Here is a 26,108-nt window from a genome sequence, read left to right as displayed (position 1 = left end):
CGGTCGGCGCCGCACAACGTCAGACGCGGACAGGTGCCTCGTCGAGGTCCCACGACGGGACGGCGTGCCGCTTCCACCCCTGGCGCAGGGTGTTCACCGCGCGGTCGAACTCCACCAGGACGTCGATGTGCGGGCGGACCAGCATCTGGATCTGCAGCCCCTCGTAGACGGCGAGCAGCTGGGTCGCAGCCTGGTACGCGGGGATGCCGGCCTCTTCCGAGCCCTTGTCGAAGTCGCGCTGCAGCCCGACGGTCAGCTGCTCGGCGTACTCCTCGAACCGCTTGCGGAACAGTTCGGCGAACCCCGACTCCGAGCTGGCCACGGTGATCAGCCCCGCGAGCACCCGGACGAGTCCGGGGTCGGCGACGTCCTCGGCCAGGGTCAGACGGACGTGCTCGATCGTGCACGTGGGCGGGTTCTTCCGGCGGGTCCCCCGCAGCTGCGCCCACCGGTCGTAGGTGACCAGGAGCAGGGCGTGCCAGGTCGGGAACAGCCGCTCGACGGTCTCGAGCGGGATGCCGGCCACCTCGGCGACGACGACCGCGTCGACCGCGTCGAACGGGTGCAGCCGGTAGGCGCGGATGGCCGCGCGCACCGTGCGCTCTGCGAGGGACTCGTCGTCCTCGACGCGTTCGCCGTGCAGGGGTTCCATCCGACCATTGCAGCGCATTCCGGGCCGTTTGTCTCGTCCCAGAGCGGGGGCCGTGCTCCCGGCGGCGTCAGCGCGCCGCGACCACGGCGGTCAGCCGACGGTGACGGGTGCCGCCGGAGGCCGCACCCGCTGGCGCATCCACACGAAGAACCCGGTCAGGGTGAAGACGCCGTAGAAGACGTACATCAACCCGGAGGCGTAGTACCCGGCGGAGAACAGCAGCGGCACGCCGACCAGGTCGACCGCCACCCAGATGAGCCAGAACTCGACCCACCCCTTCGCCATGCCGTAGGTGGCGAGCAGCGATCCGACGAAGATCCACGCGTCGCTCCACACCGGCTCGTAGGACCCGAGCGCGCGGAAGACGGGGGTCAGCAAGGCGGTGCCGCCGACCATGCCGACGACGAGCAGCAGACGGGTCCGCCAGGAGGCCCAGCGGGGGTCGATCACGGTCGTCGCGTCCTCGGGGCGGTGCGTCCACCGGTACCAGCCGTAGATGCTCACGATGATGAACATGACCTGACGGCCGGCCTGCCCGAGCAGGTTGACAGGGTTCGGGGTGTCGAAGAGCGCCCCCATGAAGACGGTGAAGAGCAGGGCGTTGCCGACCAGTCCGACCGGCCAGGCCCAGACCTTCCGGCGCATGCCCCCGAGGGCGCTGAGCAGCCCGAAGACGTTGCCGATCACCTCGCGCCAGAGCACTGCCTGGTCACCGATGACGATCTGCGCGTCGAACAACCAGCGCACGATGTCCATGGGCCCTCCTCGTTTCCGGACGGTGCAACGACGCCCTGCCTACCGGCATTCCTTCTGTGATCGCTCTGCCGACGCGAAGCGCACACCCAGAAATCGGGGTACAAATCATGTCCTCCCTAGCGGGGACAAAAATGACCCCCGTTCTGGGGTCCGGGTGAACGAGCGTTCTCGCTTGTCCGCACTTTGGGGGACAGCTAACGTCGACACCAGAGCGAGTCCAGCCCGCCCGAGCAGCAGTACCTGCGCTCCGAGGCCCGGCGACCGCTCTCGGCACCGGTCAGCCGCGACCCCCTCCAACCACTGGGTCGATGACAACCTCCCCACCGGACACGACGCCCGAATGTCCCCGGTGGGCTTCAGCGTGCCCAGAGCACGCAGGAACGGACCCACCCCATGCACAAGATCGTCACCGGTGCCATCGCCGGCGCAGCAGGCGTCGCACTCCTCCTCGGCGGCGCGGGCACGTTCGCGCTCTGGAACGCCAGCGCCTCGAGCGCCGCGTCCGCCGTGAGCGCCGGCACCCTGACGCTGAGCGCCAACAACGACGGCGCCTGGACCGACATCACGAACGGTCGTTCCACCGCGATCGACCCGACGAAGGCCCTGATGGTCCCGGGCAACACGTTCCAGTTCACCCAGACGCTGAACATCGGCGCGACCGGCCAGGACCTCAAGGCGAACCTGACCTACGCCAACCAGAGCATCACCGGTGACGCCGCGCTGCTCGCCGCCACGACGAAGACGCTGGCCGTCACCTCGACGAGCGCCTCGGTGGTGCAGTCCTCGTCGAACACGAACACCTTCGTCGTCTCGCCGTCCTCGTCCACGTCGACCGTCAAGGTCGTCTTCACGGTGACGCTCCCCGCGTCGGCGACCACCGGTCAGGGCGGCTCGATCAACCTCAGCGCGCTGGCCTTCACGCTCACCCAGACCGCGATCGGTTCCTGATCCACCGATCGCACCCCACCGACCACGACGACCAGGAGCAGGCACATGACCGCCACACCGCGGACGACGGGACGCCACCGCGCGGCCCGACGGCACCGCTGGGTGTGGCCGGTCGCGCTCGCCCTGGTCGTCGCGGTCGGAACAGCACTCCTCGGCACCGGCGGCACGTACGCGCTCTGGAACGGGACCGCCAGCACGGCGGCCACCACGGTGCGCTCCGCCACGGCGACCGTCAGCGTCAGCAGCACCACGGCGATGAACACCGCGGTCCTCGGGCCGGGCACGAGCACCACCGGCACCTTCACGGTGCGGAACACCGGGTCGGTCCCGCTGTCGATGCGCGTCACGACGACGGCTTCGAAGTCGTCCGTCGCGGCGGCGACCGGTGAGCTGACGCTCCACCTCGTGATGGTGTCCTCGACCGCGAAGTGCGTGCCCGGGCTCACTGGCACGAGCGGGCGGCTCGCCACCTTCGACACCGGTACCGGGTCCTTCACCCTGCCGGCCGGGGTCAGCGGCACCGCGTGCCTCGAGATGGCCCTCGACGCCGACGCCCCGCAGACCGTCGCCGGCGCCACCACCGACTTCACCCTCACCGTCACCGGAACGCAGGTCTCCGCATGAACCGCCGCCTCCGGCTCCTCGTCGCCGTGCTCCTCACCGCCGTGTTCGTCGGCGGTACCTCGAGCGCCGCGTGGGCACTGTGGAGCGCGTCGGGCACCACCGCGGCGAGCACCACGGTCGGCACGGTCGCGGCGTCGATCAGCGGCACGAGCGCCCTCACCACGGCGTTCTCGTCGAGCGTCACCTCGACGACGAAGCCGATCACCCTGACCGACTCGGGCACCCTCGCCGGTACCGCCACCACCACGGTCTCCGTCGTGTCCGGCAGCTCGACCGCGCTCGCCAAGGCCGTCACCGTCATCGCCTGGCCGGTCGCCTCGACCGCGGGCTGCACCACGAGCACGGCCGTGGGCACCGGGTCCGTCACCGGCACCTGGGCCTCGCTGCCGAGCATGAGCGCGAAGCTCGCTGCCGGCGCCTCAGCCGTCTGGTGCACCCGCAGCACCCTGCAGTCGTCGGCCCCGGCCGGCTCGACCGCCAAGGTGAACGTCAACCTCACCGTCACGAGCGGCACCTGGACCTCGGGCGTCGTGGCGGGCGGCTTCACCCTGACCACCCCGGCTGCGGTCGTCGACACCACCCCCTCGCTGGTCTGCACCGACCACGGCGGTTGGTACGTCGAGATCCGGTGGGACGCCGCGAACCGCCCGGTGGACACCTGGTACGGGGCCTTCGTCGGCTCGACCCCGGTCGGGCAGAAGGCGCAGGACTACTCCGCGTTCATCACGATCGCGCCGCCGGACGTCCCCGCGAGCGCCGGCACCGCGGGCACGCTGACCGTCACCGTCAAGGTGCTCGACAGCGCCGGCAACCCCACGTCGACCGTCGCGGGTACCGGCAAGGTCACGCTCTTCACGCAGGACAACGGGGCGGCGATCCGATGCGGCGCATGAGCACCCCCACCCCGCGCACCGGCTGGCGCGCCGTCGTCCACGCCGTCGTGCTCGGTCTCAGCACCGGGCTCCTGCTGCTCGTCGCCGCCCTGGCGGTCGTGCTGATCGTCGTGCCGAAGGCCACTGGCTCGATGCCGCTCACCGTCCTGACGCAGTCGATGGAGCCGACCCTGCCGCCGGGGACGCTGCTCGTGGTCCGTCCGACCCCGATCGACGACATCCGGGTCGGCGACGTCGTCACCTACCAGATCGTCTCCGGCCAGCCCGCGGTCGTCAGCCACCGCGTGGTCTCGGTGTCGTCGTCGTCGAACGGCGAGCGGACCTTCGTGCTCAAGGGCGACAACAACGCCGAGGCCGACCCGGCACCGGTCACCGCCGTGCAGATCCGCGGCGTCGTCTGGTACTCCGTGCCGGAGATCGGCAACGTCAACCAGGTCGTCAACGGGTCGCGGAGCTGGCTCATCCCCACGGTCGCCGGCGTGCTCCTGACGTACGGTGCGGTCATGATGACCGCGGGCTTCGTGAGCGCCGCACGTCGCCGCCGAGCCGGCACCAGCCGCGCCCGCACCAGCCGCCTCGGCACCAGCCACGGACGACGCAGCGCGGCGCACCACGTCGAGCGGACCACCACCGAGAACAGGGCCGAGACGACGACCACCACCCGGTCTAGGCTCGGTGGACGTGACGGACGGAGTGCAGCGGGCGCGGGAGCTCCTCGACGCGGCGGCCCGACGGCTCCGCGCCGCGGGCGTCCCGGACGAAGCACTCGGCGAGTACGTGCAGCCGAAGGCCGTCCTCGGGATCCGTCGTGACCCGACGATGCGGCCCCTCGGCCGGGTGTGGCGGGTCGGAGCGCTCCTGATCGGGTCGTCCCCCGAGACCGCAGGCCGTGTCTGGGCGACCGGGTCGATCACCCGCGTCACCGAACCCGGTCGGTCGCAGTACCAGTCGGTCTCCGCCGAGGTCCGTCGCGCCTACCGAGCCGCCGCCGCGAAGGGGCACTTCGGCGCCGGTGACACGGTGAACCACGGCGCCGTCCCGATCCCCGTCGACGACTCCCTGGTCGGCGCCGAGGGCGTGCTCGTCGTCATCGACGACGTGCCGTCGGTCCGGTGGTCCCCGACCGCCGGCACCGCAGTCCCCCTCGCCGACTACCTGGACGACCGCGTCGGGCTGCTCGTCGATCCCCCGCGGGGCGCGACCGACTGACGCGGCACCGGGCACGGGCCCTGAACCGGCCGACCCCACACCGCAGCCCGTCCGCCGGACGCGATCCGGGCCTCCAGGCTGACCGGACCGACCACGCGCCTGTCGCGACGTCACCCGGTCCCGATAGTGTCGGAACGTGAGCAACGAGGCATTCGACGACCGCTACGAGCTGCGCGAGTTCGCGCCCGGGACGGACGACAAGGGGGCACCGAACGCCGAGACGGCAGCGTGGATGCAGGCCGTCGGGATGGGCTTCCACGAAGCCGACCCCGACGCCGAGGGCGCAGCCCGCATGGCGTCGCACTTCATCGCCGACGAAGAGACGTTCCTCGGGGTCTACGTGCGCGAGCCGTTCCCGGGGTCCGTCGACGAGACGTGGCCGGCCGGCACCTTCACGTGGTTCCGCAAGGCGCTGAGCTGGGGCGACGGCTCCTCCGTCGACACCCAGGCGATCTCCGCGGTCACCGTCCGCCCGACCGAGCGTCGCCGCGGCATCCTGCGCCGGATGATGACGCACGCGCTCGAGCGCGGGGTCGCCGAGGGCTACGCCGTCGCGTCGCTGACCGCGTCCGAGGGCACCATCTACCGCCGCTTCGGCTTCGGCTGCGCCATCCGCGAGCGTGCCGTGCACGTCCGCCGCGAGCGCGCGCTCCCCCTGCTCGCCCCGACCTCCGGCACGGTGTCGGTCGTGACGCCGCAGTGGCTCGCCGACGGCCCGGGCAAGGCGGTCTTCGACCGGTTCCACGTGCGCACCCCCGGCTCGATGGTCCGCAACACCGGCACCTGGCCGATCGTGTTCGGCCTGCTCGGCCACGACGGGCAGAAGGCGAAGGACGTCCGTGCGGCGGTGCACCGTCCCGAGGGCTCCGACGAGATCGACGGCTACGTCACCTGGCGCGTCAAGGAGGACCGCGGTTCCGACACCGCACTCGAGATCGTCGACCTGGTGTACGCGGACGACCAGGCCTACACCGCCCTGTGGGAGTTCCTGCTCTCGGTCGACCTCAACGACGTCGTGAAGTACAACCGTTCCCGCCTCGACGACCCCATCGTCGCGGCGCTCGGCGACAACCGTGCGTACGACGTCGACCACGAAGAGGACCACGTCTGGCTGCGCGTGCTCGACGTGCCCGCGGTGCTGGCCTCGCGGCCGTTCGCCGTCGACGGGTCGCTGACACTCGGGGTCACCGACGCGCTCGGCTTCACCACCGGCACGTACCGCCTCGACGTCCAGGAGGCCCGTGGCACCGTCACGCGCATCGCCGACGACGTCGACGTGGCCGGGTCTGACGTCCAGCTCGACGTCGCGGAGCTCGGTGCGCTGCTGATCGGCTCGGTCTCCCCCGTCACGTTGGCCGCCGCGGGGCTCGTCCGCGCCGCGGACCCGGCGTCGGTGGAGCTGCTCCGCGCGATGCTGCTGCCGCCGCGGACGCCGCACGGCATCACGTACTTCTGATGGACGTCGGCCGCGTGGTGGGGCGCGCGCGTCAGGTCGTCTCCGTCCTGGCGTCACCTGCCCTGCGTGCGGCCGCGCTCGGTGGGAGTCCCGTCGATGACCGCACCCAGGCTGCGATCGACTCGTTCGACTGGCTCACCGACGAGGGTCCCGACGCGTCGGTGCTCGGCCGGACGTCACGCGAACTCCAGCGACTGCAGTCGCCGGCCGCGGTGCTCGAGTTCGACCGGATCGAGCGGATGCCGGTGAAGGACGTCGATCGACATGCGCTGTCCGTCCGGATCGTCGAGCTCGTGTTCGAGCGACTCGGACCGGACCGAGCCGTGCCGGAGGCCGTCCTGAACGCGGCCGTCGGCATGTTCGCGACCGATGTCTCCGTCGTGCGCCGGGATGCCGTGGACCTCGGCGTCCTGACGCGCACCGACGACGGTTCGGTCTACCGGTTGAGGGTCGACCGCCCGGCCTGAAGCTGCTGGCCCGTTCCGCCTCGTGCGAGGTGAACAACCTCGCACGGTGCGAGGGGCGAGCGCTCTGGTGCGAGGTTCCCGATTCCGTGGCAGGCGGACGCGCTCGCACGGAGTACGGAACCTCGCACCACAACAGCGGCGGGGCCGCGCCCCTACGCCCGGCGCCGCACCCGCGGGTCAACGAACGCGTAGACCACGTCGACGATCACGTTCGCGGTGACGATCAGCAGCGCCGAGAACAGCGTGAAGCCGACGACCACCTGCAGGTCGAGCGTGTGCACCGCGTCGATGAGCAGCGCACCGAGGCCCTGCATCGAGAACACCTTCTCGGTGATGACCGCGCCACCGAGCAGCGACCCGAGGTCGAGCCCGAACAGCGTCACCACGGGCAGGATCGCCGTCCGGAGCCCGTGCCGCACCACGACCTGGCGCTCCCGCAGCCCCTTGGCCCGAGCGGTCCGCACGAAGTCCTGCGACATCGACTCGAGCATCTCACCACGGGTCAACCGGGCGTAGATCGCAGCGCTGATGAAGGCCAGCACGCACCACGGCAGGATCAGGTGGGTGAACCAGCCGACCGGGTCGTCACCGAAGGCCACGTACCCGCTCGTCGGCAGGATCCCGAGCACGAACCCGAACAGCAGGATGCCGAGCAGCCCGACCAGGTACGCCGGGGACGAGACGCCCGCGACCGCGACCGTCATCACGGCCCGGTCGACGAAGGTGCCGCGGCGCAGGGCCGAGACGGTGCCGCCGAACACCCCGGCGACGAGCCACAGCACGGCGGCGCCCACGGCGATCGAGGCCGTGACGGGCAGGCGCGCCAGGATCAGCTCGGTGACGCTCTCGTGCAGCTGGAACGAGTACCCGAAGCACGGCGCCGCGCACTCGATGACGCTGTTGCCGCTGCCGAAGGTCCGGCCGGTGAAGATGCCGGCCAGGTAGGCCCCGAACTGTGCGAGCCAGGGCTTGTCGGTACCGAGGAACGCCTGGACCTCTCGCAGCCGGTCGGGCGTGCAGGGCTTGTCGCAGATCGCCCGGGCCGGGTTGGTCGGCAGGAGCATGAAGAGCGCGTACGTGATGGCCGCGACGACGAGCAGCACGACGGCGGCCCCGAGTACGCGGATCGCGAGGAACCGCAGGGTGGCGGCGTTCACGCGGTGCCCCCTCGCGGGTCGAGGGCGTCGCGCAGGGCGTCACCGAGCACGTTGAAGGCGAGGGTGATGAGGAACAGTGCGGCTCCGGGGAACACGAGGTACATGGGATCGGTCTGCACCCAGCCGATGGCGTCGCCGATGCTGCGACCCCACGACGGCGTCGGCGGGTTGACGCCGACGGCCAGGAACGAGAGCGCGGCCTCGGCACCGATCATCGACGGGATCGAGATGGTGGCGTAGACGGTGATCGTCGCGGCGAGGTTCGGCAGCAGCTGCGCGCGGATGACGTGCCAGCGCCCGGCGCCCATCGCCGTGGAGGCGACGACGTAGTTGCGGCTGACGAGCGACAGCGTCTGCCCCCGCACGACACGGGCCACGGCCGGCCAGCCGAAGAACCCGATGACGAGCACGACGAGCACGGGCTTCGGGAACGTCGACGGCACGATCGCGGTGAGGGCGATCATGAACACGAGCGACGGGAACCCGAAGATCACGTCGACGACCCGCGAGAGCACCCGGTCGTACCAGCCGCCGAAGAACCCGGTGGTGACGCCGACGAGTACGCCGATGACGATCGACACCAGGGTCGCGGCGAGTCCGATGCCGAGCGAGGTCCGCGCACCGTACGTGACGATCGAGAACAGGTCACGCCCGGTCAGGGGCTCGACACCGAACCAGTGGTCGCCGCTGATGCCGCCGCCGGCACCCCGGGGCGCACCGAACGAGTTGAGGGCGTCGATGTCGTACGAGTACGGGTCCTGCCCGGACAGCTTCGCGATGAGCGGGGCCGCCACGGCGACCACCAGGAACACCGCGATGACGACGGCCGAGGCCACCGCCCAACGGTCCTGCCGGACACGTCGCACCACGGCCCGGAAGCCGGTCGTGCGGCCGGACGGTGCGACCGGTCGGTCGACGACGTTGGCCGTCACGAGGCCACTCCTTCCCACGCACGCCACGCCTCGCGGCGAGCGGCTTGTCGCACGGGATCGGCGACGGGCGCTGCGGCGAGGAGCATGCGCGTGTAGTCCTGGTGCGGGTCGTCGAGCACGGCGTCGGTGCTCCCCCGCTCTACGACCCGGCCGTCGCGCAGCACGATCACCTGGTCGGCGAGCTGGCGGACGACGGCGAGGTCGTGGCTGATGAGCAACATGCCGAAGCCGAACTCCCGCTGCAGCCCGGCGAGCAGGTCGAGCACGGCGGCCTGCACCGTCACGTCGAGTGCCGAGGTCGGTTCGTCGGCGATGACGAGTGCCGGCCGCAGTGCGAGCGCACGCGCGACGGCGACGCGCTGCCGCTGGCCGCCCGACAGCTGATGCGGGAACCGCTCGGCCCACGTCGGGTCGAGCTGCACGGCGGTCAGGAGTTCACGGACCCGTTCGGCTCGCTCGGCGGCGGAGTCGGTGCCGTGCACGAGCAGCGGTTCCGCGATGCTCCAGCCGATGGTCTGTCGCGGGTTGAGCGACGACGCCGGGTCCTGGAACACGATGCCGACCCGGCTGCGCAGCTCGCGCAGTCGTCGTCCGCGAGCGGTGCGCAGGTCGCTGCCGTCCACCTCGACCGAGCCGGCGACGACGGGCACCAGGCCCGCGAGCGCGCGCCCGATCGTGGACTTGCCGGAACCGGATTCGCCCACCAGGCCGACGGTCTCGCCGGCGTGCAGGTCGAGGTCGATGCCGGACACGGTCGGTCCGCCTCGGCGCGAGTACCGCACGGCCACGTCGCGCAGGCGCGCCACGGGCGGCCGGGAGGCGCGACTCGCGTCCGCCTCGTCGCTCACCGCAGCGGTCTTCGCGCTGGGCGACACCTCACGCGCGCCCGGAGCCGTGAGCTCTCGCTGGGCGCGTGAGCCGGGCTCGCCGACCTGGGCGTCCGGGTCCGCAGCCGGCGTTGCGGAGCCGCCACGGGCCTCCAAGCTGGGGACGGCCGCGAGGAGCTCGCGCGTGTAGTCGGCGGTCGGGTGGGCGAAGACCTCGGCGACGGTGCCGTGCTCGACCGGGTCGCCGCGGCGCAACACCAGCAGGTCGTCCGCGACGTCCGCGACCACGCCCATGTCGTGGGTGATGAGCAGCACGGCGAGGGAACGCTCGCGGCCGAGCCGCCGCAGCAGGTCGAGGATGCCGGCCTGCACGGTGACGTCGAGCGCCGTCGTGGGCTCGTCGGCGAAGAGTGCGACCGGGTCGCCGGCCAGCGCCATCGCGATCATCGCGCGCTGGAGCTGGCCGCCGGACAGTTCGTGCGGGTAGGCCTTCCGGATGCGCTCCGGGTCGGTGAGCCCGGCGTCACGGAGCAGCTCGTCGACGCGTGCCCGGACCTCGGCTCGGTCGAGCCCGGTCGGGTGGGCCCGGACGGCCTCGGCGATCTGCGTGCCGATCGAGAGGACCGGCGTGAACGAGTTCATCGGCTCCTGGAACACCACGCCGATGCCAGCCCCCCGGACGGCGCGGACCGTCTCGACGGGGGCACCGATGAGTTCCTCGCCACGGAACCGGGCGCTGCCCGACACCGAGGCCTGCGGCGGCAGGAGCCCGAGCACGCTCATGGCGCTGACGGACTTGCCCGAGCCGGACTCCCCCACCAGGGCGAGGACCCGGCCGGGCGTCAGGTCGAAGGAGACGTCACGGACGACGGGCTCCGCGTCGCCGAACGCGACGCGGAGCCCCTCGACCTGCAGGATCGGTTCGGTCACTGCTTGAGCGAGACCTTGAGGTAGTTCGGGTACGCGGGGAAGTCCGCGATCTGGAAGTTCTGCACGTTCGAACCGGCGAGGAAGGACTGCTTCGCGTAGATCAGCGGCACGACCGGAGCGTCAGCCATGATCTTCTTGTCCGCCTGGGCCCAGAGGTTCTGCGCGTCGTCCTGGTCGACCGTGGAGCTCGCCTTCGCGATGAGGGCGTCCACCTCGGGGTTGCTGTACTTCGAGACGTTGTAACCACCGCCACCGATCTGCGACGAGTCGTAGAGGGGCTGCAGGTTGGCGTTCGCGCTCGGGAAGTCCGGCTGCCAGCTCGACAGCGACAGGTCGAAGTCGGTGCCGTTGGTGGTCGCCTGGGTGAAGGAGTCGTAGTCGAGCGGCTTGAGCGTCACGGCGATGCCGGCACGCTTCAGGCCGGACTGCAGCGCCTGCGCCTGGGCGAGGTAGGTGGGGTCGTTCTGGGTGACCAGGGTCAGCTTCAGGTTGCTGACGCCGGCCTCCTTGAGCAGCTCCTTCGCCTTGTCGACGTCGCCGGTGGCCTTCGTCTTGTACAGGTCGTAGTCCTGGCGCCCGGCGATGCCCGGGGTGATGAGCGTCGAGGCGTACGAGCCGGCGATCGCGCCGCCGGCGGCGATCCGGAAGGACTTGCGGTCGACCGCGTACTGCAGCGCCTGGCGGACCTTGAGGTCCTTGAGCTCGCCGCGCTGCGTGTTGATCGCCATGTAGCTGATCGGGCCGGCCTTCGAGGTGGCGAGGCGGTCCTGGGCGGCCGGGTTGCTACGAACCTGGTTGAGCTCGGCGGCACCCAGGTAGATGGCGCCGAACGAGTTCTTGGCGTCCCCGTTGTCCGCGATGAGCGTCTGCGTCACCGTGGACTGGTCCTGGCTCTCCTTGAAGACGATCTTCGACGGGCCGGCGGTGCGGACCTCGTCGGTCTTCGCGCTCCAGTTCTTGTTGCGGACGAGCGTGACCTGCGAGCCCTGCGTGTTCGACTGCACCTGGTACGGACCGGACGCGACCGGCTTCAGGTCGTAGGCGCCGGTGTCCTTGCCGTCGCCCTCGGGCACCGGGGTGAACGCGGGCATCGACGCGAGCCACGGCCAGTCGCCGTACGCGTCGTTCAGCTTGAAGACGATGGTCTTGTCGTTCGGGGTCTCGATGCTGTCGAGCGACTTGCCGTCGAACGGGCCCTTGTAGGAGTCACCACCGACCAGGAGCGACTTGTGGTAGCTCAGGCCACCGCTCAGGGTCGGCGCGAACGAGCGCTCGATGCCCCACTTGATGTCCTTCGTGGTGATCGGCGTGCCGTCCTGGAACTCGACGCCGTCCTTCAGCGTGTAGGTCCAGGTCTTGCCGTCGTCGCTCGAGACCCCGGTGTTGGTCGCCAGGTCGGGGACGACCTTCGCCGTCTTGCCCGGCTCGACGTCCCACGTGGTGAGCCGTCGGGCGACGAGCCCCATCGACGTGATGCCGAGGCTCTGGCTGGTCGCGGGGTCGAGGTGGAACGAGGTCTGCGGCGTCAGGATGTTGAGCGTGCCGCCCTTCGCCGTGCCCTCGGCGCCGTCGTCGGACGAACCCCCACCCGAGCAGCCGGTCAGGACCAGGGCTGCTGCTGCGGCGACGGCCGCGGTGATCGTCAGGCGGTTGGGGCGTCTCATGACGGTGCTGCTCCTCGGGGAAGGGGGTCGCGATCGCGGTGGCGGTCGCTGCGCGGCGGAACGGTTCACCCGCCGGGCGGCGTCCATCCTGACACCGCGACGGTGGCCCGTCCGAATCTCGCGTGCGTCGGACGACGCACGACGAAACATTGCAAGCGCCGGACGCCGTCCCGCTATTCCCGATGCGTTCGCACAGCGGTGCGTCAGCGGTCGAAGAGCCCACCGAGGAAGTCGTTGCCGAGGTTGGACGCCTGCTCGCCGAGGCCCGATGCCTGCTCCCCGAGGCCCGCGGCCTGCTCGCCGAACCCGCCGAGGAGCTGCTCGCCCTGACCGAAGAGCCCCTCGACGCCACCGCCGAGGTCACCGAGCCCGAGGTCGCCCATGCCCGAGGCGATGCCCTCGAAGTCCACGCCGAGGTCGGCGGCCCCTGCCAGGACCGGCCCTGCGGCGGCACTCAGCACGGCTCCCCCGGCCACCGCCGCGGCGAGGCCACCGAACGCCATCGCGCCGGCGCCGACCGCTGCACCGCCGGCGAAGGCCCCGGCGCGGCCACGGCCGTTGCCGTTGCCGTTGCCGTTACGGCCGGAACCACCGAGGACTCGTCGGACCAGACCCGGACGCGACATCTCACCGCGGGTCATCGCACGGGCCATGCCGCCCGCCGAGTCGTCGCGCAGGTGTTCGTGGGGCGGGAGCTCGGAGTTCAGGCGGTCGCGGACCTGCTGGCGCTGCGCGGGGGTGAGCCGCGCGAAGGCGTCGTGGTGGACCTGTTCGAGCTGCTCCGGCGACGAGGTGCGGAGCAGGTAGTCGTACTTCGCCAGGGCGACCTTGTCGGCGTCGGCCCCGTGCTGCGGCGTGCCGGCGTGCTGCTGCGGCTGGCCGTACTGCGCCGGCTGCTGGCCGTACTGCGGCGGCTGCTGCTGGTTCCGGTCGTCGCCGGTCAGCTTGTCCGCGGCGCTGCGCACGATGCCGCGCCAGTCGGTCCCGCCCTGCTGCGATCCGGCGCCGGGCGCGGTTCCCCCCTGCCCACGCTTCTGGAGCTGCTTGTCGATGGCCTTGGAGGCCATGCCGAGGATGCGGTTGAGGTTCGCCATGCCCCGACCTTTGCGTCCTCACATGTGAAGGCCCGGCGCTGCTCCGGTGCGACACCCGCGCAACGCATCCCGATCCCCTGGGAACCGGCGCGGCTCAGGACAGGATGCGCGCGAGGAACGCGTTCCGGAACCGCCCCGTGGGGTCGAGGTCCCGGGCGAGTGCGGCGAAGTCGGACAGCCGCGGGTACGCCTCGTGCAGCCGCTCGGCACTCGCGGCGAAGACCTTGCCCCAGTGCGGCCGAGGGTCGAAGGGCTCGAGCACGTCCTCGATCCGGGCCACCGCCGCGGCCACGGCGGCGGCGTCACGACGGAACGTGAAGTGCAGGCCCACCGACTGCCGACCGGACGACGGCGCGAGCCAGGCGGTGTCGGCCGCGATGGTGCGGACCTCGGCGGCGATGAGGATCGGGGCGAACAGCGACGCCAGCGGTCGGAGCGCCTCGAGCGCCGACACCGCCGAGGCTGCGGGGATCAGGTACTCCGCCTGGATCTCGGCCCCGGTCGACGGGGTGAACGAGGACCGGAAGTGCGGCAGCCGCTCCGACCACGGCCCCGGCACGCCGCCCTGCTCGGTGACCCCGGCAGGGTCGTTCTCGCCCGGGTGCACCGGGCCCGAGGCAGCTCGGGCTCCCAGGGCGACGAGGTCGACAGCCGGTGCGGCCTCGTCGACGCGGTGCTTGACCCAGACCTGCCGGGCACCGCGGTCGTCGAACGACGTGAACATCGACACCGAGTACGCGTCGGACATCACCTGGTCGAACTGCGCGGCGACGGCGTCCCACGGCAGGTCGAGGTGCACCGTCGTGGCGACCTGGAACGTCGGCTCGATCGCGAGCTCCACCGCGGTGACGACCCCGAGCGCGCCGATCCCCACCCGGTGGGCGTCGAGCAGCCCGTCGGGCGACGAGGCGTCGACGTGCGCGAGCGCACCGGAGGCGCGGACGACGTCGAGGCCGACCACCGCCTGCGCGAGCGACGGGTTCCGCACACCGGAGCCGTGCGTGCCCGTGGCGACGGCCCCGGCCGTGGAGATGTGCGGCAGGGACGCGAGGTTCCCGAGTGCCCAGCCACGGGCCTCCAGACCGGCCGCGACCTGGCTGTGCGTCATGCCGGCCGCGACCCGCACGACGCGACGCGACGTGTCGATGTCGAGCACGGGCGGCAGGTCCGACAACGCGACCTGGACGGCATCGGTGTCGGCGATGGTGTTGAACGAGTGTCGCGAGCCGAGCGCCGTCAGGCGCGGCGTCGAGGCGACCAGCTGCTGGAGCTCGGCCACCGACGTCGGCCGGGCCAGCGCCGAGGCGCGGTAGGTGACGTTGCCCGCCCAGTTGGTGCGGGTGCGCTCGGCCGCGATCACGTCGTCCATCGTGGGTCCTGACTCCTCTAGAAGCCGCGGTCGAGACGGTGCCACGTCTGCTGGAGACGCAGCTCGTCGCGGAACCCGCGTGCGGTGGTGTGCTCGTCGATGACCAGGAACTCGGTGCCGACCATGGTCGCGAAGTCCTCGACGACCTGCAGGCCGACCGCCGTCGTCATCACGGTGTGGTGGGCGGCGCCGGCGGTGAGCCAGGCCTCGGCGGCGACGGGGAACGACGGCCGGGGCTCCCAGACCGCGCGGCCCACGGGCAGCTTCGGCAGGGCCTCGGTCGGGGGCACGACATCGACGACGTTGGCGGTGAGGCGGAAGCCGTCGCGGGTGTCGGACAGCGCGACGACGACGGCCTCGCCGGAGTCGGCGGTGAAGACCAGGCGCACCGGGTCGTCCTTGCCGCCGATGCCGAGGGGGTGGATCTCGAGCGTCGGCTTCGTGGTGGTGAGCGTCGGCGAGACCTCGAGCATGTGCGCCCCGAGGATCTTCTCGGCACCCGGGGTGAGGTCGTAGGTGTAGTCCTCCATCAGGGAGGCACCACCGGGCAGGCCGGCACCGGCGACGTTCATCGCGCGGACCAGGACCGCCGTCTTCCAGTCGCCCTCGGCACCGAAGCCGTAGCCGTCGGCCATCAGGCGCTGCACGGCCAGGCCCGGCAGCTGCTTGAGCGAGCCGAGGTCCTCGAAGTTCGTGGTGAACGCGGCGCTGCCGTTCTGCGCGAGCAGGGTGCGGAGGCCGATCTCGATGGCGGCGCCGTCGCGGAGCGCGGCGTGCCGTTCACCGCCGGCGCTGCGGAGTGACGGGTCCACGTCGTAGTCGCGCTCGTACGTCGCCACGAGCGCGTCGACCGCTGCCGTGTCCGCTGCTGCGGCGTCCACCGCTGCCGCGAGCTCGTTGACGGCCCATGTGTTGACCTGCACGCCGAGCTCGATCTCGGCCTCGGTCTTGTCGCCCTCGGTGACGGCGACGTAGCGCATGTTGTCGCCGAAGCGGGTCAGCTTCAGCTCACGGACGGCCGCGGCTCCGGCGGCGGCACGGGTCCAGTTCGCGACCCGCTGCTGGACGCGGGGGTCCGAGACGTGACCGACGGCCGTGGCGTGCCGGACGCCGAGGCGGGCCAGTGCGTAGCCGAACTCACGGTCGCCGTGCGCGGCCTGGTTGAGGTTCATGAAGTCGAAGTCGATGTCCGCCCAGGGCAGCGTGACGTTCGCCTGCGTGTGCAGGTGCAGCAGCGGCTTGGTCAGCGCCTGCAGGCCGCCGATCCACATCTTGGCCGGGCTGAACGTGTGCATCCACGTGGTGATGCCGATGACCTTGTCGTCGGCGCTCGCCTCGATGAGCGCCCGGCGGATGCCGTCGGCGTCCTTGAGCACGGGCTTCCAGACGAGCTTCACCGGCAGGTGCCCGGCGAGTTCCGCGTGGACGGCCCTGCTCTGCTCCTCGACCTGGCGCAGGGTCTCCTCGCCGTAGAGCCCCTGGGAGCCGGTGAGGAACCAGACCTCGTAGCTGTCCAGCGTGGCCTGGGGGTCGACGGTGGTGTCCTGCGTCATCGCATGGCTCCTTCGGGGTTCTGTCCGTAGACGTTCTGGTAGCGATCGAAGAGTCGATCGATGTCTGCTTCGGGGATCGGCACCGCATCGCCGAGCTGCCGCGAGATGTGGACGGTCCGTGCCACGTCCTCGCACATCACGGCCGCCTTGACGGCGTCCTTCGCGTCCTTGCCGATCGTGAAGACGCCGTGGTTCTGCATCAGGACCGCGCGGCTGCGGTGGCCGCTCAGGGTGTCGACGATCCCGTGACCGATCGAGTCGTCGCCGATGATCGCGAACGGGCCGACCGGGATGGGTCCGCCGAACTCGTCCGCCATCGCCGTGATCACGCACGGGATCGCCTCGGCGCGGGCGGCCCAGGCGGTCGCGTACGTCGAGTGGGTGTGCACGACACCGCCGACCTCGGGCATGTTCCGGTACACGTAGGCGTGCGCGGCGGTGTCGCTGGACGGGCCGTGCTCGTTGCCCCAGCCCTCGGCCGGCACGCCGTCGAGGGTGCAGACGACCTGGTTCTCGGGCGTCAGGTCGTCGCTCGACACCCCGCTCGGCTTGATGACGAACAGGTCCGTGCCGGGCACGCGCTCGGAGACGTTGCCGCCGGTCCAGATCACGAGGCCGTAGCGGACGAGTTCGCCGTGCAGGCGCGCGACGCGCTCCCGCGTCGTCGCCACCGCCTGGCGTGTGGTCTCGTCGATCGCGTCCGTCATCGGGTCACTTCCTCTGTCTGGAGGCGCGGGTCGGCGCCGTCGGTGTGCTCGGTCGGTCCTGTGGTCGCGCTGGGGCGGGTCGCCGCCGCGGCGACGTCCTGCACGGGCAGTGCGGCCCGGTAGCGCTCCAGGTACGTCTGGAACCCGGCGACGTCCGCCGGCTCGGGTTCGGCCACGTGCACGGCGTCCCCGCCGAACACGGTGTCGGACAGGTAGTCGGCGAGCTGCTGGTCGGTGTGCTCGAGGTAGGCGGCCAGCACCGCGATCCCCCACGCGCCGCCTTCGCCCGCGGTCTCCTCGAGCGCGATCGGCACCCGCAACGCCGCCGCGAGGAGCCGCTGCGGGCTGCCGGGCGTGCGGAAGAGCCCGCCGTGCGCGGTCATCCGGTCGACCTGCACCTGTTCACCGTGCAGGACGTCCATGCCGATGGCCAGGGTCGCGAACGCGCCGTGCACCTCGGAGCGCACCAGGTTGCCGAGCGTGAAGCGTGCGCCGGGGGTGCGGAGCAGCAGGGGCCGGCCGTCCTCGACGTGGGTGACGGGTTCGCCGGCCAGGTAGTTGAAGGAGAGCAGGCCGCCGGCGTCGGGGTCGGTGTCGTCCGCGACGGCCTCGGCGAGCAGGGTGGCGTAGACGTCGTCGATGCCGATCGGCGTCGCGCCGGTCCGCTCGCTCGAGGCCTCGGCGAAGCGTCCGAACACCCGGGCCCAGCTCGCGATCTCGCTCGCGCCGTTGTTGCAGTGCACCATCGCCACGGCGTCGCCTGCCGGGGTGGTGACGACGTCGAGTTCCTCGTGCGCGGTGGTCAACGGCTGCTCGAGCACGACCATCGCGAAGATGCTCGTGCCGACGCTGACGTTGCCGGTGCGCGGGGCGACGGCGTTCGTCGCGACCATGCCGGTTCCGGCATCGCCCTCGGGCGGGCAGAGCGGTGCGCCGGGTTCGAGTGTGCCGGTCGGGTCGAGCCAGGCCGCGCCCTCGGGGGTCAGCTCACCGGCTTCCGCGCCGGCGACGAGGACCTCGGGCAGCAGGGACCGCAGGTCCGGCACGCCGATCAGGTCCTGCGCGGTGACGAGCATGGCGTGGTCGAAGTCCTTCGAGCCCGGGTCTCCGGGGCCGCTGTCCACGGGGCCGCCCTCGATCGGGAACATGCCGCTCGCGTCGCCGACGCCCAGGACGTTCCGCCCGGTCAGGCGTCGGTGCACGTAGCCCGCCAGGGTCGTGACACCGGCGATCTCGGCCACGTGCGGCTCGTCGTCGAGGACCGCCTGGTACAGGTGGGCGATCGACCACCGCAGCGGGATGTTGAACCCGAGGGCCTCGCTGAGCCGTTCGGCCGCGGGGCCGGTCGAGGTGTTGCGCCAGGTGCGGAACGGCACGAGCAGGTCGCCCGCGGCGTCGAACGCCAGGTAGCCGTGCATCATCGCGCTCACGCCCACGGCTCGGTACGTGGTCGGGGTGACGCCGTACTGCGTCTCGACGTCGGCCACCAGGGCGGCGTACGCGGCCCGGAGTCCGGTCTCGACGGCCTCGAGCGAGTAGGTCCAGCGGCCGTCGACGTACTCGTTCTCCCACTCGTGGGAACCGGCGGCGATGGGCACGAGGTCCTCGTCCACCAGGCAGGCCTTGATGCGGGTGGAGCCGAGCTCGATCCCCAGTGTGGTGCGGCCGTCCACGATCCGCTGTCGGCGGTCGTCACCCATGCGTTCCTCCAGAACCTCGTCGTCCCCAGTGAGCGCTCACATCCTGGCACGTGAGCGCTCACTCACGCAACGCCGCGGCGCGCCGCCCGCCCCGCCCGCCCCTCCCTCCTGCCCGCTGCCTGCCCGCCAGCCCCATCGGTCGAAACACCCCGTTCAGTTCCCCCGACCGGTCACGACCCGTCGTCCAGCGCATCGGCAGACGGCCGTTCCTGACCACTCGACGCCCAACGCACGACGGGTCGTGACCGCGCGACGAACGAGGGGGCGACGACGACGTGCGACCACGGCAGCCCCACACCCGCGCAAGTACCGCCCACCGGCCACCCCACACCCGCGCAAGTCCCACCCACCGGCCACCCTCCACCCGCGCGAGTCCCCGACCACCGGCCCGCCGACCCCACGACACCCCGAACGGCGGCGCCGGGGACGGTCACGACACCCCGCTGCCTCCCCACCGCGCGGTCACGAACTGTCGGCTGGAGGTGCACCGAGCGACGAGTCGTGACCGCTCGGCCACGGCGGACGGGGTGTCGTGACCGCCCGACCACGGCGGACGAGGTGTCGTCACCGCGCGGTCACGAACTGTCGGCTGGAGGTGCTCCGAGCGACGAGTCGTGACCGCCCGACCACGGCCGCCGGGGTGTCGTGACCGCCCTAGGCGCCGACGGTGCTCTCGCGGATGACGAGCGACGGGGTCACGGCCGCGGACGACGCCGTCCCGCCGTCGATCAGGGCAAGGAGCGCCTGCCCCGCGACGCGTCCGAGCTCCTCGAGCCGCAGGTCCACCGTGGTCAGCGGCGGCCTCGAGGCGAGCGCCATCACGTCCCAGTCGTCGAACCCGGTGACCGCGACGTCTCCGGGCACCGAACGCCCGAGCTCCCGCAGCCGGTCGCACACGCCCCGGGCGATCTGGTCGCTGCCGCAGACGATCGCGTCGACGTCGGGCGACTCCCGCGCGAGCACGTCCACCGCCTGCCGCCCCCAGCGCTCCGACCACTCGCCGTACAGCGGGTCGGTGACCAGGTGCGACCCGAGGACCGACGAAGCGCCGGCAACCCGTCGTGCCGCGGACCGGTGTCGTGCCGGTCCCGTCACGATCGCGACCCGCTGCCGCCCGAGCGAGCGCACGTGCGAGGCGACGAGCGCCGACCCGGCGGCGTCGTCGAGGGTGATCGACACGTCGGAGTCATCGGTCGAGGGCGTGAAGGCGTAGACGACGGGGATGGACACGTCGATCGGGGGCCTGGCGTCGGCGGAACGGCCGGTCACGATGATGCCGTCGACGCCGCGGGCCGCCAGGGAGCGCAGGTAGTGGGCCTCGCGCACGTGGTCGTCGCGGGTGTCGCAGAGCAGGACGGCCATCCGCCCGGCGGACAGGGCGTCCTCGGCGCCGAGCAGCACCGGGATGGAGAACCGGCCGAACGAGTCGGTGGTGATCATGCCGACGGTGTAGGTCCGCCCCGACGACAGCGCACGGGCCCGGGCATCGCCGACGAACCCGAGCTTCTCGGCGGCTTCCTTCACCCGCAGCCGGGTGGCGTCCCGCAGCTGCCCGGTGCCGTTCAGCGCCTTCGACGCGGTGCCGATCGACACCCCGGCGAGCGCCGCCACGTCGGTGATCCGGATCGGCTGACCGGTGCGTTCGAGCGTCACGGCAACCACCTTTCCGACGTTCAGGACGTGCCGATGACCTTACACAAAACCGCCGGGACGCCCTTGCGCGGCGTGCACCCCGTGTCGTAACGTCCACCGCAGAAACCGTTTTCCGGATGGCCAGCCCCATCCGAACGGCACCGAGTCACATCGCAAGGAGGCGACATGACCACCACGCTCGCGACCGATCGCGGCGCGCACACCGCGACCCCGGTCCTCCCGACCGCCGACGCGCACCTCACGCTCCGGCCGCTGCCGACCGGCGACGCCCGGATCACCAGCGGCTTCTGGGCGCTCCGCCAGGAGCGCAACGGCCGCGACGCCGTCCGCAGCGGCTACCAGCAGCTGGAGACGGCCGGCAACTTCCGCAACCTCCGCATCGCCGCCGGGCTCGAGGAGGGCGAGGCCGTCGGCCCGATCTTCATGGACTCCGACGTGACGAAGTGGCTCGAGGCCGTGGCGTGGGAGTGCGGGCGCGCCCCCGCCGAGGACCTGCTCGACCTGCAGCGCGAGGTCACCGCCCTGTACGCCCGGGCACAGGCCGACGACGGGTACCTGGACTCCGTGCAGCAGGTGCGCGGGAAGGGTGAGCGGTACACGGACCTCAAGTGGAGCCACGAGATGTACTGCGCCGGGCACCTGTACCAGGCGGCCGTGGCGCAGCACCGTGCGACGGGCGACACCGGTCTGCTCGACGTCGCGATCAAGAACGCCGACCACCTGGTCCGCACGTTCGGCGACGGCACCGCACCCGACGGCACACCGAAGACCCGCGACGTCGACGGCCACCCCGTCGTCGAGATGGGCCTGGTCGAGCTGTACCGCGAGACCGGCAACCGTGACTACCTCGACCTGGCGCACTGGTTCGTCGACGCCCGCGGGCACGGCATCATCGAGCGCGCCGGCGGCGAGCCGACGTACTTCTCCGACCGGGTGCCGAGCCGTCAGGCCACGACCGTCGAGGGGCACGCCGTCCGCGCCGTGTACCTGGCTGCGGGTGCCGTGGACGTCGCGATCGAGACCGGGGACACCGAGCTCCTCGCCGCGAGCGAGACGCAGTTCGCGGACATGATGGCGACGAAGGCCTTCATCACCGGCGGCCTCGGGGCACGCTGGGACTGGGAGGCGTTCGGCGACCCGTACGAGCTGCCGACCGACCGCGGCTACGCCGAGACGTGCGCGGCCATCGGCGGCGTGCAGTGGGCCTGGCGGCTGCTGCTCGCGACCGGCAAGCCGGTCTACGCCGACGCGATCGAGCGCCTGCTCTACAACGCGTTCCTCGCCGGGGTGAGCCTGGCCGGCACGGAGTACTTCTACGTGAACCCACTGCAGCAGCGCGACCACGCCCACCAGGACGAAAACCGTTCCCCCGCCCACGGGCGACGCGGATGGTTCGACTGCGCCTGCTGCCCGCCGAACATCATGCGCACCTTCGCGAGCCTCGACGGCTACCTGGCCACTGCGACCGACGGCGGGCTGCAGATCCACCAGTACGCCACCGCCGACCTCGGTCCGGTGCGGGTCGAGACCGACTACCCGCACGACGGCCGCGTCCGTGTCACGGTCACCGAGGACGGCCCGCTCGCCCTGGGCCTGCGGATCCCGGCCTGGTCGGACACCACGACCATCACGGGTCCGGACGGGTCCGCGAGTCCGACAGCGGGCACGCTGCACGTCGTCGACCGCGAGTGGTCGGCGGGCGACACGGTCGAGCTCGTCTTCGACACGACGCCGCACCGCTACGTCGCCGACACCCGCATCGACGCCGCCCGCGGGCAGGTCGCGATCGAGCGCGGCCCGCTCGTGTACGCGGTCGAGCAGGCGGACCAGCAGGGCTTCACGGTCGACGACCTGACGGTCGACGCGGACGCGCCGATCACCGAGGAGCGCCGCGACGACCTGCTCGACGGCGTCGTCACGCTGCGGATCCCGGGGCACGCCCCGGCCGAGCACGTGCAGCCGGCCTGGCCGTACCAGCGTCTGGGCGCGACCCGGTCGGGAGGCGCGAATCACGCCGGAGACGCGACCGACGTCGACGACGTGGCCGGTCCGCAGGGCGTCACCACGGGCCTCCAGGCTGGTCACAACGGCCGCGACGTCACCGCGACCGCCGTCCCGTACTACGCGTGGGCCAACCGGGGAGCCGCGCCGATGCGCGTCTGGCTCCCACTGGCGCGGTGACCGGCGTGGACCGCCGAGCGTTCCTCGTCGGCGGCGTCGCCGGCGGGGCCGCCCTCGCCCTGGCCGGGTGCTCCGGCACCCTGCCGAAGGTCGTCGCGAAGCCCGCGAGCTTCGGGAAGAACGCGACCGGCACCGTGCAGGTGTGGTGCCGGTCGGCGACCCAGGCCGGCCTGACGTCGGCCGTCGCCGGGTTCAACAAGGCGAACCCGGCGCTGCAGGTCCAGCTGACGCCCGTGCCGGACGCGCAGTACGTGACCAAGCTCGCGACCGCGATCCGCGGGGGTGAGCCACCGGACGTCGTGGACATCGACGACATCAACTCGCAGCTGTTCATCTTCCGCGAGGCGTTCGCCGACCTGACCGACGTGGTCAAGAGCCTGGACTACTTCGACGCGATCTCACCGGGGCACCTGCGCCTGCTCGAGTACCGCGACCGGTACTACGGCCTGCCCTACCTGGCCGACAACTCGCAGCTGTTCGTGAACACCGAGCTGTTCGAGCGTGCTGGCCTCGACGTCGAGGAGTCGACGAAGGACCTGTCCACGCTGCTCGACGCGGCGAAGGCCATCCGGAAGCTCGACGACGACGTGTACGGCTGGTCGATCTCCGGCAACGCCGCGGGCATCATCGGCTTCGTCACGCAGCCGCACGTCTGGGCGACCGGGGTCGACATGATGACCGGCGAGGTGGGATCCCAGCGGGCGAACATCACCGGCAACGAGGCCCTCGAACGCATGCTCGAGTTCTACCGGCAGCTGTGGAAGGACGGCGTGCTGTCGAAGGCGACGTACTCCGACGCCGGCACCACGTGGGGTGCCGACTTCCGGGCCGGCAAGGTGGGGATCTTCCCGACCTCGTACGGGGCGACCGTGCCCGCGGCCACCAAGGCGATGCGGGCGAAGATGCAGACGGTGCTCATCCCGTCGTGGGACGGCCAGCGGTCGTTCTTCGACGGCGGCGACAACATGTGCATCCCGAACGGGGCGGCGAACCCGTCCGGTGGGTGGGCGTTCATGCAGTACGCGAACGGCCTCCAGCAGCAGCAGGCACTGCCGGACGGCGGGTACTTCCCGACGCGGTCGGACGCCGCCACCCCGGAGTACCGCAAGCGGTTCCCGCTGGCGTACGGGCCACTCGACGCCATCGACAAGGGCTACGCACCGCAGACGCTGGCGTACAACCTGCTCAACAACCAGCCGTCGTCGCCGTACTTCGCGATGTTCCGCGAGGCCGTGTTCGGGTCGGGGAGCGCTGCCGCCATGCGGACGGCGCAGTCCGACTACCAGCGGATCCTCGACCAGGTGCAGGCCTGAGCCTGCCTGCCTGTCTTCTCCGCTCGTCCCGCTCGTCTCGCTCGTCTCGCTCTTGTTGATGCACAGAGAGGTGCACGCATGTCGACCATCTCCACCCGGCGCCCCGCCGGCCGGACCGGCCCGGGCCGTCCCACCGTGGGCCGCCGCCCGGGGCGTGGCGGCTCCGTCCGGACCCGCAACTCGCTCACCCACCCGCCGCGCACCGGCGCCGTCCTCGTCGCCCCGGCGATCCTGTTCGTCGCCGTCTTCGTGCTCGTCCCGCTCGTGTTCGCGCTCTACATCTCGTTCACGAACTGGCCCCTGATCGGCCCGTACCGGTTCATCGGGCTGCAGAACTACCTGACGCTGTTCCAGGACCCGACGTTCGTGCACGCCATCGGCTACACGCTGCTGTACACGGCGATCGTGACCCTGCCGATCCTGGCGCTCGGGTACTTCCTCGCCGTGCTCGTCCGCGCACGCCGCCGTGGCAGCACGATCCTGCGGACGGTGTTCTTCCTGCCGTACGTGGTCGGGCTGACGACGCTCTCGTTCATGCTCGTGCTCGAGGCGCAGCCGAACTCCGGGGCCGTCAACATGGTGCTCCGCTGGCTCGGGATCACCGACGGCAGCACCGCGTGGCTCGTGAACGGTCCGCTGGCGACGCTGCTCATCTGCGTGCTCGTGGTGTGGGCGGTGTCCGGGCTGACCATGGTGCTGCTCATGTCGGCGATGCAGGGCGTCCCCGACGAGGTCTACGAGTCGGCGCAGCTCGAGGGGGCCTCCTGGTGGCAGACCGAACGCCTCATCACGTTCCCGATGATCCGCTCGACCGTCGCCCTGAGCGTCATCATCTCGGTGATCGGGTCGCTGCTCGCCTTCAACCAGTTCTACATCCTGACCCAGGGCGGGCCGGGCACCGAGACCACCACGATCGTGAACGCGATCTACAACCGCGGGTTCGTGAACCTGCAGCTCGGGGCCGCGACCGCCCAGTCGATCGCCCTCGTCGTGGTGATCGCCGCCGTGACGGTGTTCCAGTTCTGGGCACTGCGAGAGAAGGACTGACGCCATGAGCACCACGACCTCCCGTGCGGCCCTCGCGGCGCCGGACCTGTCCACCAGGACCCTGACCACCACGGGTGACGGCCGACATCGGCGCCACCAGCAGGGCAGCGTCCAGCACCCCCGCGACACCACCGTGAAGCGCACCCTGTACGCGATCGCCGGCATCGGTTCCGCCCTCGTGTTCGGCGTCCCGCTCATCTGGTCGATCCTGCGGGCGTTCCAGTCCGAGGCCGTCATCACGCAGGCCCCTGACCCGGCGACGTTCTTCCAACTCGGGTGGCAGAACTTCGCCGCCGTGTTCGCCTCGTCCTCGCACCTGCTCACCGGCGTCGTGAACTCGCTCATCGTGTCGATCGCCACGGCGGTGCTGACCGCGGTGATCGCGACGATGGCCGGCTACGGGTTCGCCCGCTTCCGGTTCCGGGGCGCCGGGCTCGTGTTCGGCCTGGTGCTGCTGACGATGATGGTGCCGTTCCAGGCCATCCTCACGCCGCTGTACCTCGAGATGAACGCCATGGGGCTGACGAACTCGCTGCTCGGGCTCGTGCTGTTCTACACGACCGTGAACCTGCCGTTCGGGGTGTTCGTGATGCGAAACGCGTTCGAGTCGATCCCCACCGAGCTCGAGGACTCGGCCTTCGTCGACGGCGCCTCGCGCTTCCGGGTCGTCGTGTCGGTGCTCCGCCCGCTGCTCCTGCCGGGGGCGGCGACCGCGGCGCTCTACGCGTTCCTGGCGTCGTGGACGGAGTTCCTCGGAGCCCTGACGTTCCTGACGAAGGACTCGCTGTACACGCTGCCGGTCGCGCTGCTCAACCTGCAGACCGGGGCGTACGGGCAGGTGTCGTACGGCAACCTCGTCGCCGGGTCGGTGGTGGCGATGATCCCGTGCATCGCGCTGTACGTCGGGTTGCAACGGTTCTACGTCGCCGGGCTGTCGTCCGGGGCGTTGAAGGGCTGACGGTCGGGTCAGCTCGCC

At 71.4% G+C, this 26,108-nt stretch carries 23 protein-coding genes; 11 read left to right on the top strand and 12 right to left on the bottom strand.

Annotated features, from left to right (window positions below; translation table 11 throughout):
• Positions 1 to 19 precede the first annotated feature (19 nt).
• Positions 20 to 652, bottom strand: a complete 633-nt coding sequence (locus ABRP24_RS16000; RefSeq protein ID WP_349849937.1) for a TetR family transcriptional regulator C-terminal domain-containing protein — start codon at positions 650 to 652, stop codon at positions 20 to 22.
• A 90-nt stretch (positions 653 to 742) separates the two neighbouring features.
• Positions 743 to 1,408 carry a nicotinamide riboside transporter PnuC gene (gene pnuC / locus ABRP24_RS15995; protein ID WP_111022074.1) on the bottom strand — a complete coding sequence of 222 codons (666 nt, stop codon included), beginning with the start codon at positions 1,406 to 1,408 and terminating at the stop codon, positions 743 to 745.
• A 393-nt stretch (positions 1,409 to 1,801) separates the two neighbouring features.
• Between pnuC and ABRP24_RS15990 the strand changes: the two genes are divergently transcribed.
• From ABRP24_RS15990 to ABRP24_RS15960, 7 genes are all read left to right on the top strand, one after another.
• Entirely contained in the window at positions 1,802 to 2,356 is a 555-nt protein-coding gene (locus tag ABRP24_RS15990) for an alternate-type signal peptide domain-containing protein (protein ID WP_071404262.1), read from the top strand.
• 45 nt (positions 2,357 to 2,401) lie between these two features.
• Positions 2,402 to 2,980 (top strand): TasA family protein, encoded by a 579-nt coding sequence (locus tag ABRP24_RS15985; RefSeq protein ID WP_071247820.1) that lies wholly within the window; start codon positions 2,402 to 2,404, stop codon positions 2,978 to 2,980.
• Positions 2,977 to 3,873 carry a hypothetical protein gene (locus tag ABRP24_RS15980; RefSeq protein WP_301565738.1) on the top strand — a complete coding sequence of 299 codons (897 nt, stop codon included), beginning with the start codon at positions 2,977 to 2,979 and terminating at the stop codon, positions 3,871 to 3,873. The genes ABRP24_RS15985 and ABRP24_RS15980 overlap by 4 nt, the downstream gene beginning before the upstream one ends.
• Positions 3,870 to 4,685: a signal peptidase I gene (locus ABRP24_RS15975; RefSeq protein WP_349849941.1), complete on the top strand. Its 816-nt coding sequence runs from the start codon at positions 3,870 to 3,872 to the stop codon at positions 4,683 to 4,685. The genes ABRP24_RS15980 and ABRP24_RS15975 overlap by 4 nt, the downstream gene beginning before the upstream one ends.
• Entirely contained in the window at positions 4,651 to 5,082 is a 432-nt protein-coding gene (locus ABRP24_RS15970) for a hypothetical protein (protein ID WP_349849943.1), read from the top strand. Before ABRP24_RS15975 ends, ABRP24_RS15970 begins: the two co-directional genes overlap by 35 nt.
• A gap of 136 nt (positions 5,083 to 5,218) precedes the next feature.
• Positions 5,219 to 6,538 (top strand): GNAT family N-acetyltransferase, encoded by a 1,320-nt coding sequence (locus tag ABRP24_RS15965; RefSeq protein WP_349849945.1) that lies wholly within the window; start codon positions 5,219 to 5,221, stop codon positions 6,536 to 6,538.
• Complete coding sequence (locus ABRP24_RS15960; protein WP_349849947.1) at positions 6,538 to 7,005, top strand: DUF2087 domain-containing protein; 468 nt, start codon at positions 6,538 to 6,540, stop codon at positions 7,003 to 7,005. The genes ABRP24_RS15965 and ABRP24_RS15960 overlap by 1 nt, the downstream gene beginning before the upstream one ends.
• A 152-nt stretch (positions 7,006 to 7,157) precedes the next feature.
• On the opposite strand, the gene ABRP24_RS15955 is transcribed toward ABRP24_RS15960, so the two are convergent.
• The 10 genes from ABRP24_RS15955 to ABRP24_RS15910 form a co-directional block, all read right to left on the bottom strand.
• Positions 7,158 to 8,162, bottom strand: a complete 1,005-nt coding sequence (locus ABRP24_RS15955) for an ABC transporter permease (RefSeq protein ID WP_027466175.1) — start codon at positions 8,160 to 8,162, stop codon at positions 7,158 to 7,160.
• A complete protein-coding gene (locus ABRP24_RS15950; RefSeq protein ID WP_301600935.1) occupies positions 8,159 to 9,094 on the bottom strand; it encodes an ABC transporter permease in 936 nt (311 codons plus the stop codon). The genes ABRP24_RS15955 and ABRP24_RS15950 overlap by 4 nt, the downstream gene beginning before the upstream one ends.
• Positions 9,091 to 10,851 (bottom strand): ABC transporter ATP-binding protein, encoded by a 1,761-nt coding sequence (locus ABRP24_RS15945; protein WP_349849950.1) that lies wholly within the window; start codon positions 10,849 to 10,851, stop codon positions 9,091 to 9,093. The genes ABRP24_RS15950 and ABRP24_RS15945 overlap by 4 nt, the downstream gene beginning before the upstream one ends.
• Positions 10,848 to 12,515 carry an ABC transporter substrate-binding protein gene (locus tag ABRP24_RS15940; protein WP_349849952.1) on the bottom strand — a complete coding sequence of 556 codons (1,668 nt, stop codon included), beginning with the start codon at positions 12,513 to 12,515 and terminating at the stop codon, positions 10,848 to 10,850. Before ABRP24_RS15940 ends, ABRP24_RS15945 begins: the two co-directional genes overlap by 4 nt.
• Before the next feature lie 203 nt (positions 12,516 to 12,718).
• Positions 12,719 to 13,609, bottom strand: coding sequence for a hypothetical protein (locus ABRP24_RS15935; protein WP_349849954.1), 891 nt, complete (start codon positions 13,607 to 13,609; stop codon positions 12,719 to 12,721).
• A 94-nt stretch (positions 13,610 to 13,703) separates the two neighbouring features.
• Positions 13,704 to 14,978 (bottom strand): D-arabinono-1,4-lactone oxidase, encoded by a 1,275-nt coding sequence (locus tag ABRP24_RS15930; RefSeq protein ID WP_349849956.1) that lies wholly within the window; start codon positions 14,976 to 14,978, stop codon positions 13,704 to 13,706.
• A 17-nt stretch (positions 14,979 to 14,995) separates the two neighbouring features.
• On the bottom strand, positions 14,996 to 16,531 hold the full coding sequence (gene araA, locus ABRP24_RS15925; protein WP_349849958.1) for an L-arabinose isomerase: 1,536 nt from the start codon (positions 16,529 to 16,531) through the stop codon (positions 14,996 to 14,998).
• A complete protein-coding gene (locus tag ABRP24_RS15920; RefSeq protein ID WP_110862339.1) occupies positions 16,528 to 17,238 on the bottom strand; it encodes an L-ribulose-5-phosphate 4-epimerase in 711 nt (236 codons plus the stop codon). Before ABRP24_RS15920 ends, araA begins: the two co-directional genes overlap by 4 nt.
• Positions 17,235 to 18,938: an FGGY-family carbohydrate kinase gene (locus tag ABRP24_RS15915; protein WP_349849960.1), complete on the bottom strand. Its 1,704-nt coding sequence runs from the start codon at positions 18,936 to 18,938 to the stop codon at positions 17,235 to 17,237. The genes ABRP24_RS15920 and ABRP24_RS15915 overlap by 4 nt, the downstream gene beginning before the upstream one ends.
• Before the next feature lie 654 nt (positions 18,939 to 19,592).
• Positions 19,593 to 20,591 carry a LacI family DNA-binding transcriptional regulator gene (locus ABRP24_RS15910; protein WP_027466168.1) on the bottom strand — a complete coding sequence of 333 codons (999 nt, stop codon included), beginning with the start codon at positions 20,589 to 20,591 and terminating at the stop codon, positions 19,593 to 19,595.
• Positions 20,592 to 20,756: 165 nt separating this feature from the next.
• On the opposite strand from ABRP24_RS15910, the gene ABRP24_RS15905 reads away from it, so the two are divergent.
• The 4 genes from ABRP24_RS15905 to ABRP24_RS15890 all read left to right on the top strand — a co-directional run bounded on the left by ABRP24_RS15905 (position 20,757) and on the right by ABRP24_RS15890 (position 26,090).
• On the top strand, positions 20,757 to 22,772 hold the full coding sequence (locus tag ABRP24_RS15905; protein WP_349849962.1) for a beta-L-arabinofuranosidase domain-containing protein: 2,016 nt from the start codon (positions 20,757 to 20,759) through the stop codon (positions 22,770 to 22,772).
• On the top strand, positions 22,769 to 24,085 hold the full coding sequence (locus ABRP24_RS15900) for a sugar ABC transporter substrate-binding protein (protein ID WP_258373745.1): 1,317 nt from the start codon (positions 22,769 to 22,771) through the stop codon (positions 24,083 to 24,085). Before ABRP24_RS15905 ends, ABRP24_RS15900 begins: the two co-directional genes overlap by 4 nt.
• Positions 24,086 to 24,163: 78 nt before the next feature.
• The gene (locus ABRP24_RS15895) at positions 24,164 to 25,132 is read left to right on the top strand and encodes a carbohydrate ABC transporter permease (protein ID WP_027466165.1); all 969 of its coding nucleotides are present in this window, start codon (positions 24,164 to 24,166) and stop codon (positions 25,130 to 25,132) included.
• A 4-nt stretch (positions 25,133 to 25,136) separates the two neighbouring features.
• Positions 25,137 to 26,090, top strand: coding sequence for a carbohydrate ABC transporter permease (locus ABRP24_RS15890; protein WP_349849965.1), 954 nt, complete (start codon positions 25,137 to 25,139; stop codon positions 26,088 to 26,090).
• The last annotated feature ends 18 nt before the right edge of the window (positions 26,091 to 26,108 follow it).

Source organism: Curtobacterium sp. WHRI 8282 (assembly GCF_040223925.2).
Lineage (GTDB): Bacteria > Actinomycetota > Actinomycetes > Actinomycetales > Microbacteriaceae > Curtobacterium > Curtobacterium flaccumfaciens.
This window is presented reverse-complemented; position numbering and strand designations above follow the sequence as displayed.

Bases quoted from the DNA above. Each gene is read 5' to 3' on its own strand.
- ABRP24_RS15915 (WP_349849960.1), bottom strand. From the start codon at position 18,938: ATGGGTGACGACCGCCGACAGCGGATCGTGGACGGCCGCACCACACTG.
- ABRP24_RS16000 (WP_349849937.1), bottom strand. From the start codon at position 652: ATGGAACCCCTGCACGGCGAACGCGTCGAGGACGACGAGTCCCTCGCA.
- ABRP24_RS15940 (WP_349849952.1), bottom strand. From the start codon at position 12,515: ATGAGACGCCCCAACCGCCTGACGATCACCGCGGCCGTCGCCGCAGCA.
- ABRP24_RS15985 (WP_071247820.1), top strand. From the start codon at position 2,402: ATGACCGCCACACCGCGGACGACGGGACGCCACCGCGCGGCCCGACGG.
- ABRP24_RS15990 (WP_071404262.1), top strand. From the start codon at position 1,802: ATGCACAAGATCGTCACCGGTGCCATCGCCGGCGCAGCAGGCGTCGCA.
- ABRP24_RS15935 (WP_349849954.1), bottom strand. From the start codon at position 13,609: ATGGCGAACCTCAACCGCATCCTCGGCATGGCCTCCAAGGCCATCGAC.
- araA (WP_349849958.1), bottom strand. From the start codon at position 16,531: ATGACGCAGGACACCACCGTCGACCCCCAGGCCACGCTGGACAGCTAC.
- ABRP24_RS15920 (WP_110862339.1), bottom strand. From the start codon at position 17,238: ATGACGGACGCGATCGACGAGACCACACGCCAGGCGGTGGCGACGACG.
- ABRP24_RS15895 (WP_027466165.1), top strand. From the start codon at position 24,164: ATGTCGACCATCTCCACCCGGCGCCCCGCCGGCCGGACCGGCCCGGGC.
- ABRP24_RS15980 (WP_301565738.1), top strand. From the start codon at position 2,977: ATGAACCGCCGCCTCCGGCTCCTCGTCGCCGTGCTCCTCACCGCCGTG.
- pnuC (WP_111022074.1), bottom strand. From the start codon at position 1,408: ATGGACATCGTGCGCTGGTTGTTCGACGCGCAGATCGTCATCGGTGAC.
- ABRP24_RS15960 (WP_349849947.1), top strand. From the start codon at position 6,538: ATGGACGTCGGCCGCGTGGTGGGGCGCGCGCGTCAGGTCGTCTCCGTC.
- ABRP24_RS15930 (WP_349849956.1), bottom strand. From the start codon at position 14,978: ATGGACGACGTGATCGCGGCCGAGCGCACCCGCACCAACTGGGCGGGC.
- ABRP24_RS15890 (WP_349849965.1), top strand. From the start codon at position 25,137: ATGAGCACCACGACCTCCCGTGCGGCCCTCGCGGCGCCGGACCTGTCC.
- ABRP24_RS15975 (WP_349849941.1), top strand. From the start codon at position 3,870: ATGAGCACCCCCACCCCGCGCACCGGCTGGCGCGCCGTCGTCCACGCC.
- ABRP24_RS15905 (WP_349849962.1), top strand. From the start codon at position 20,757: ATGACCACCACGCTCGCGACCGATCGCGGCGCGCACACCGCGACCCCG.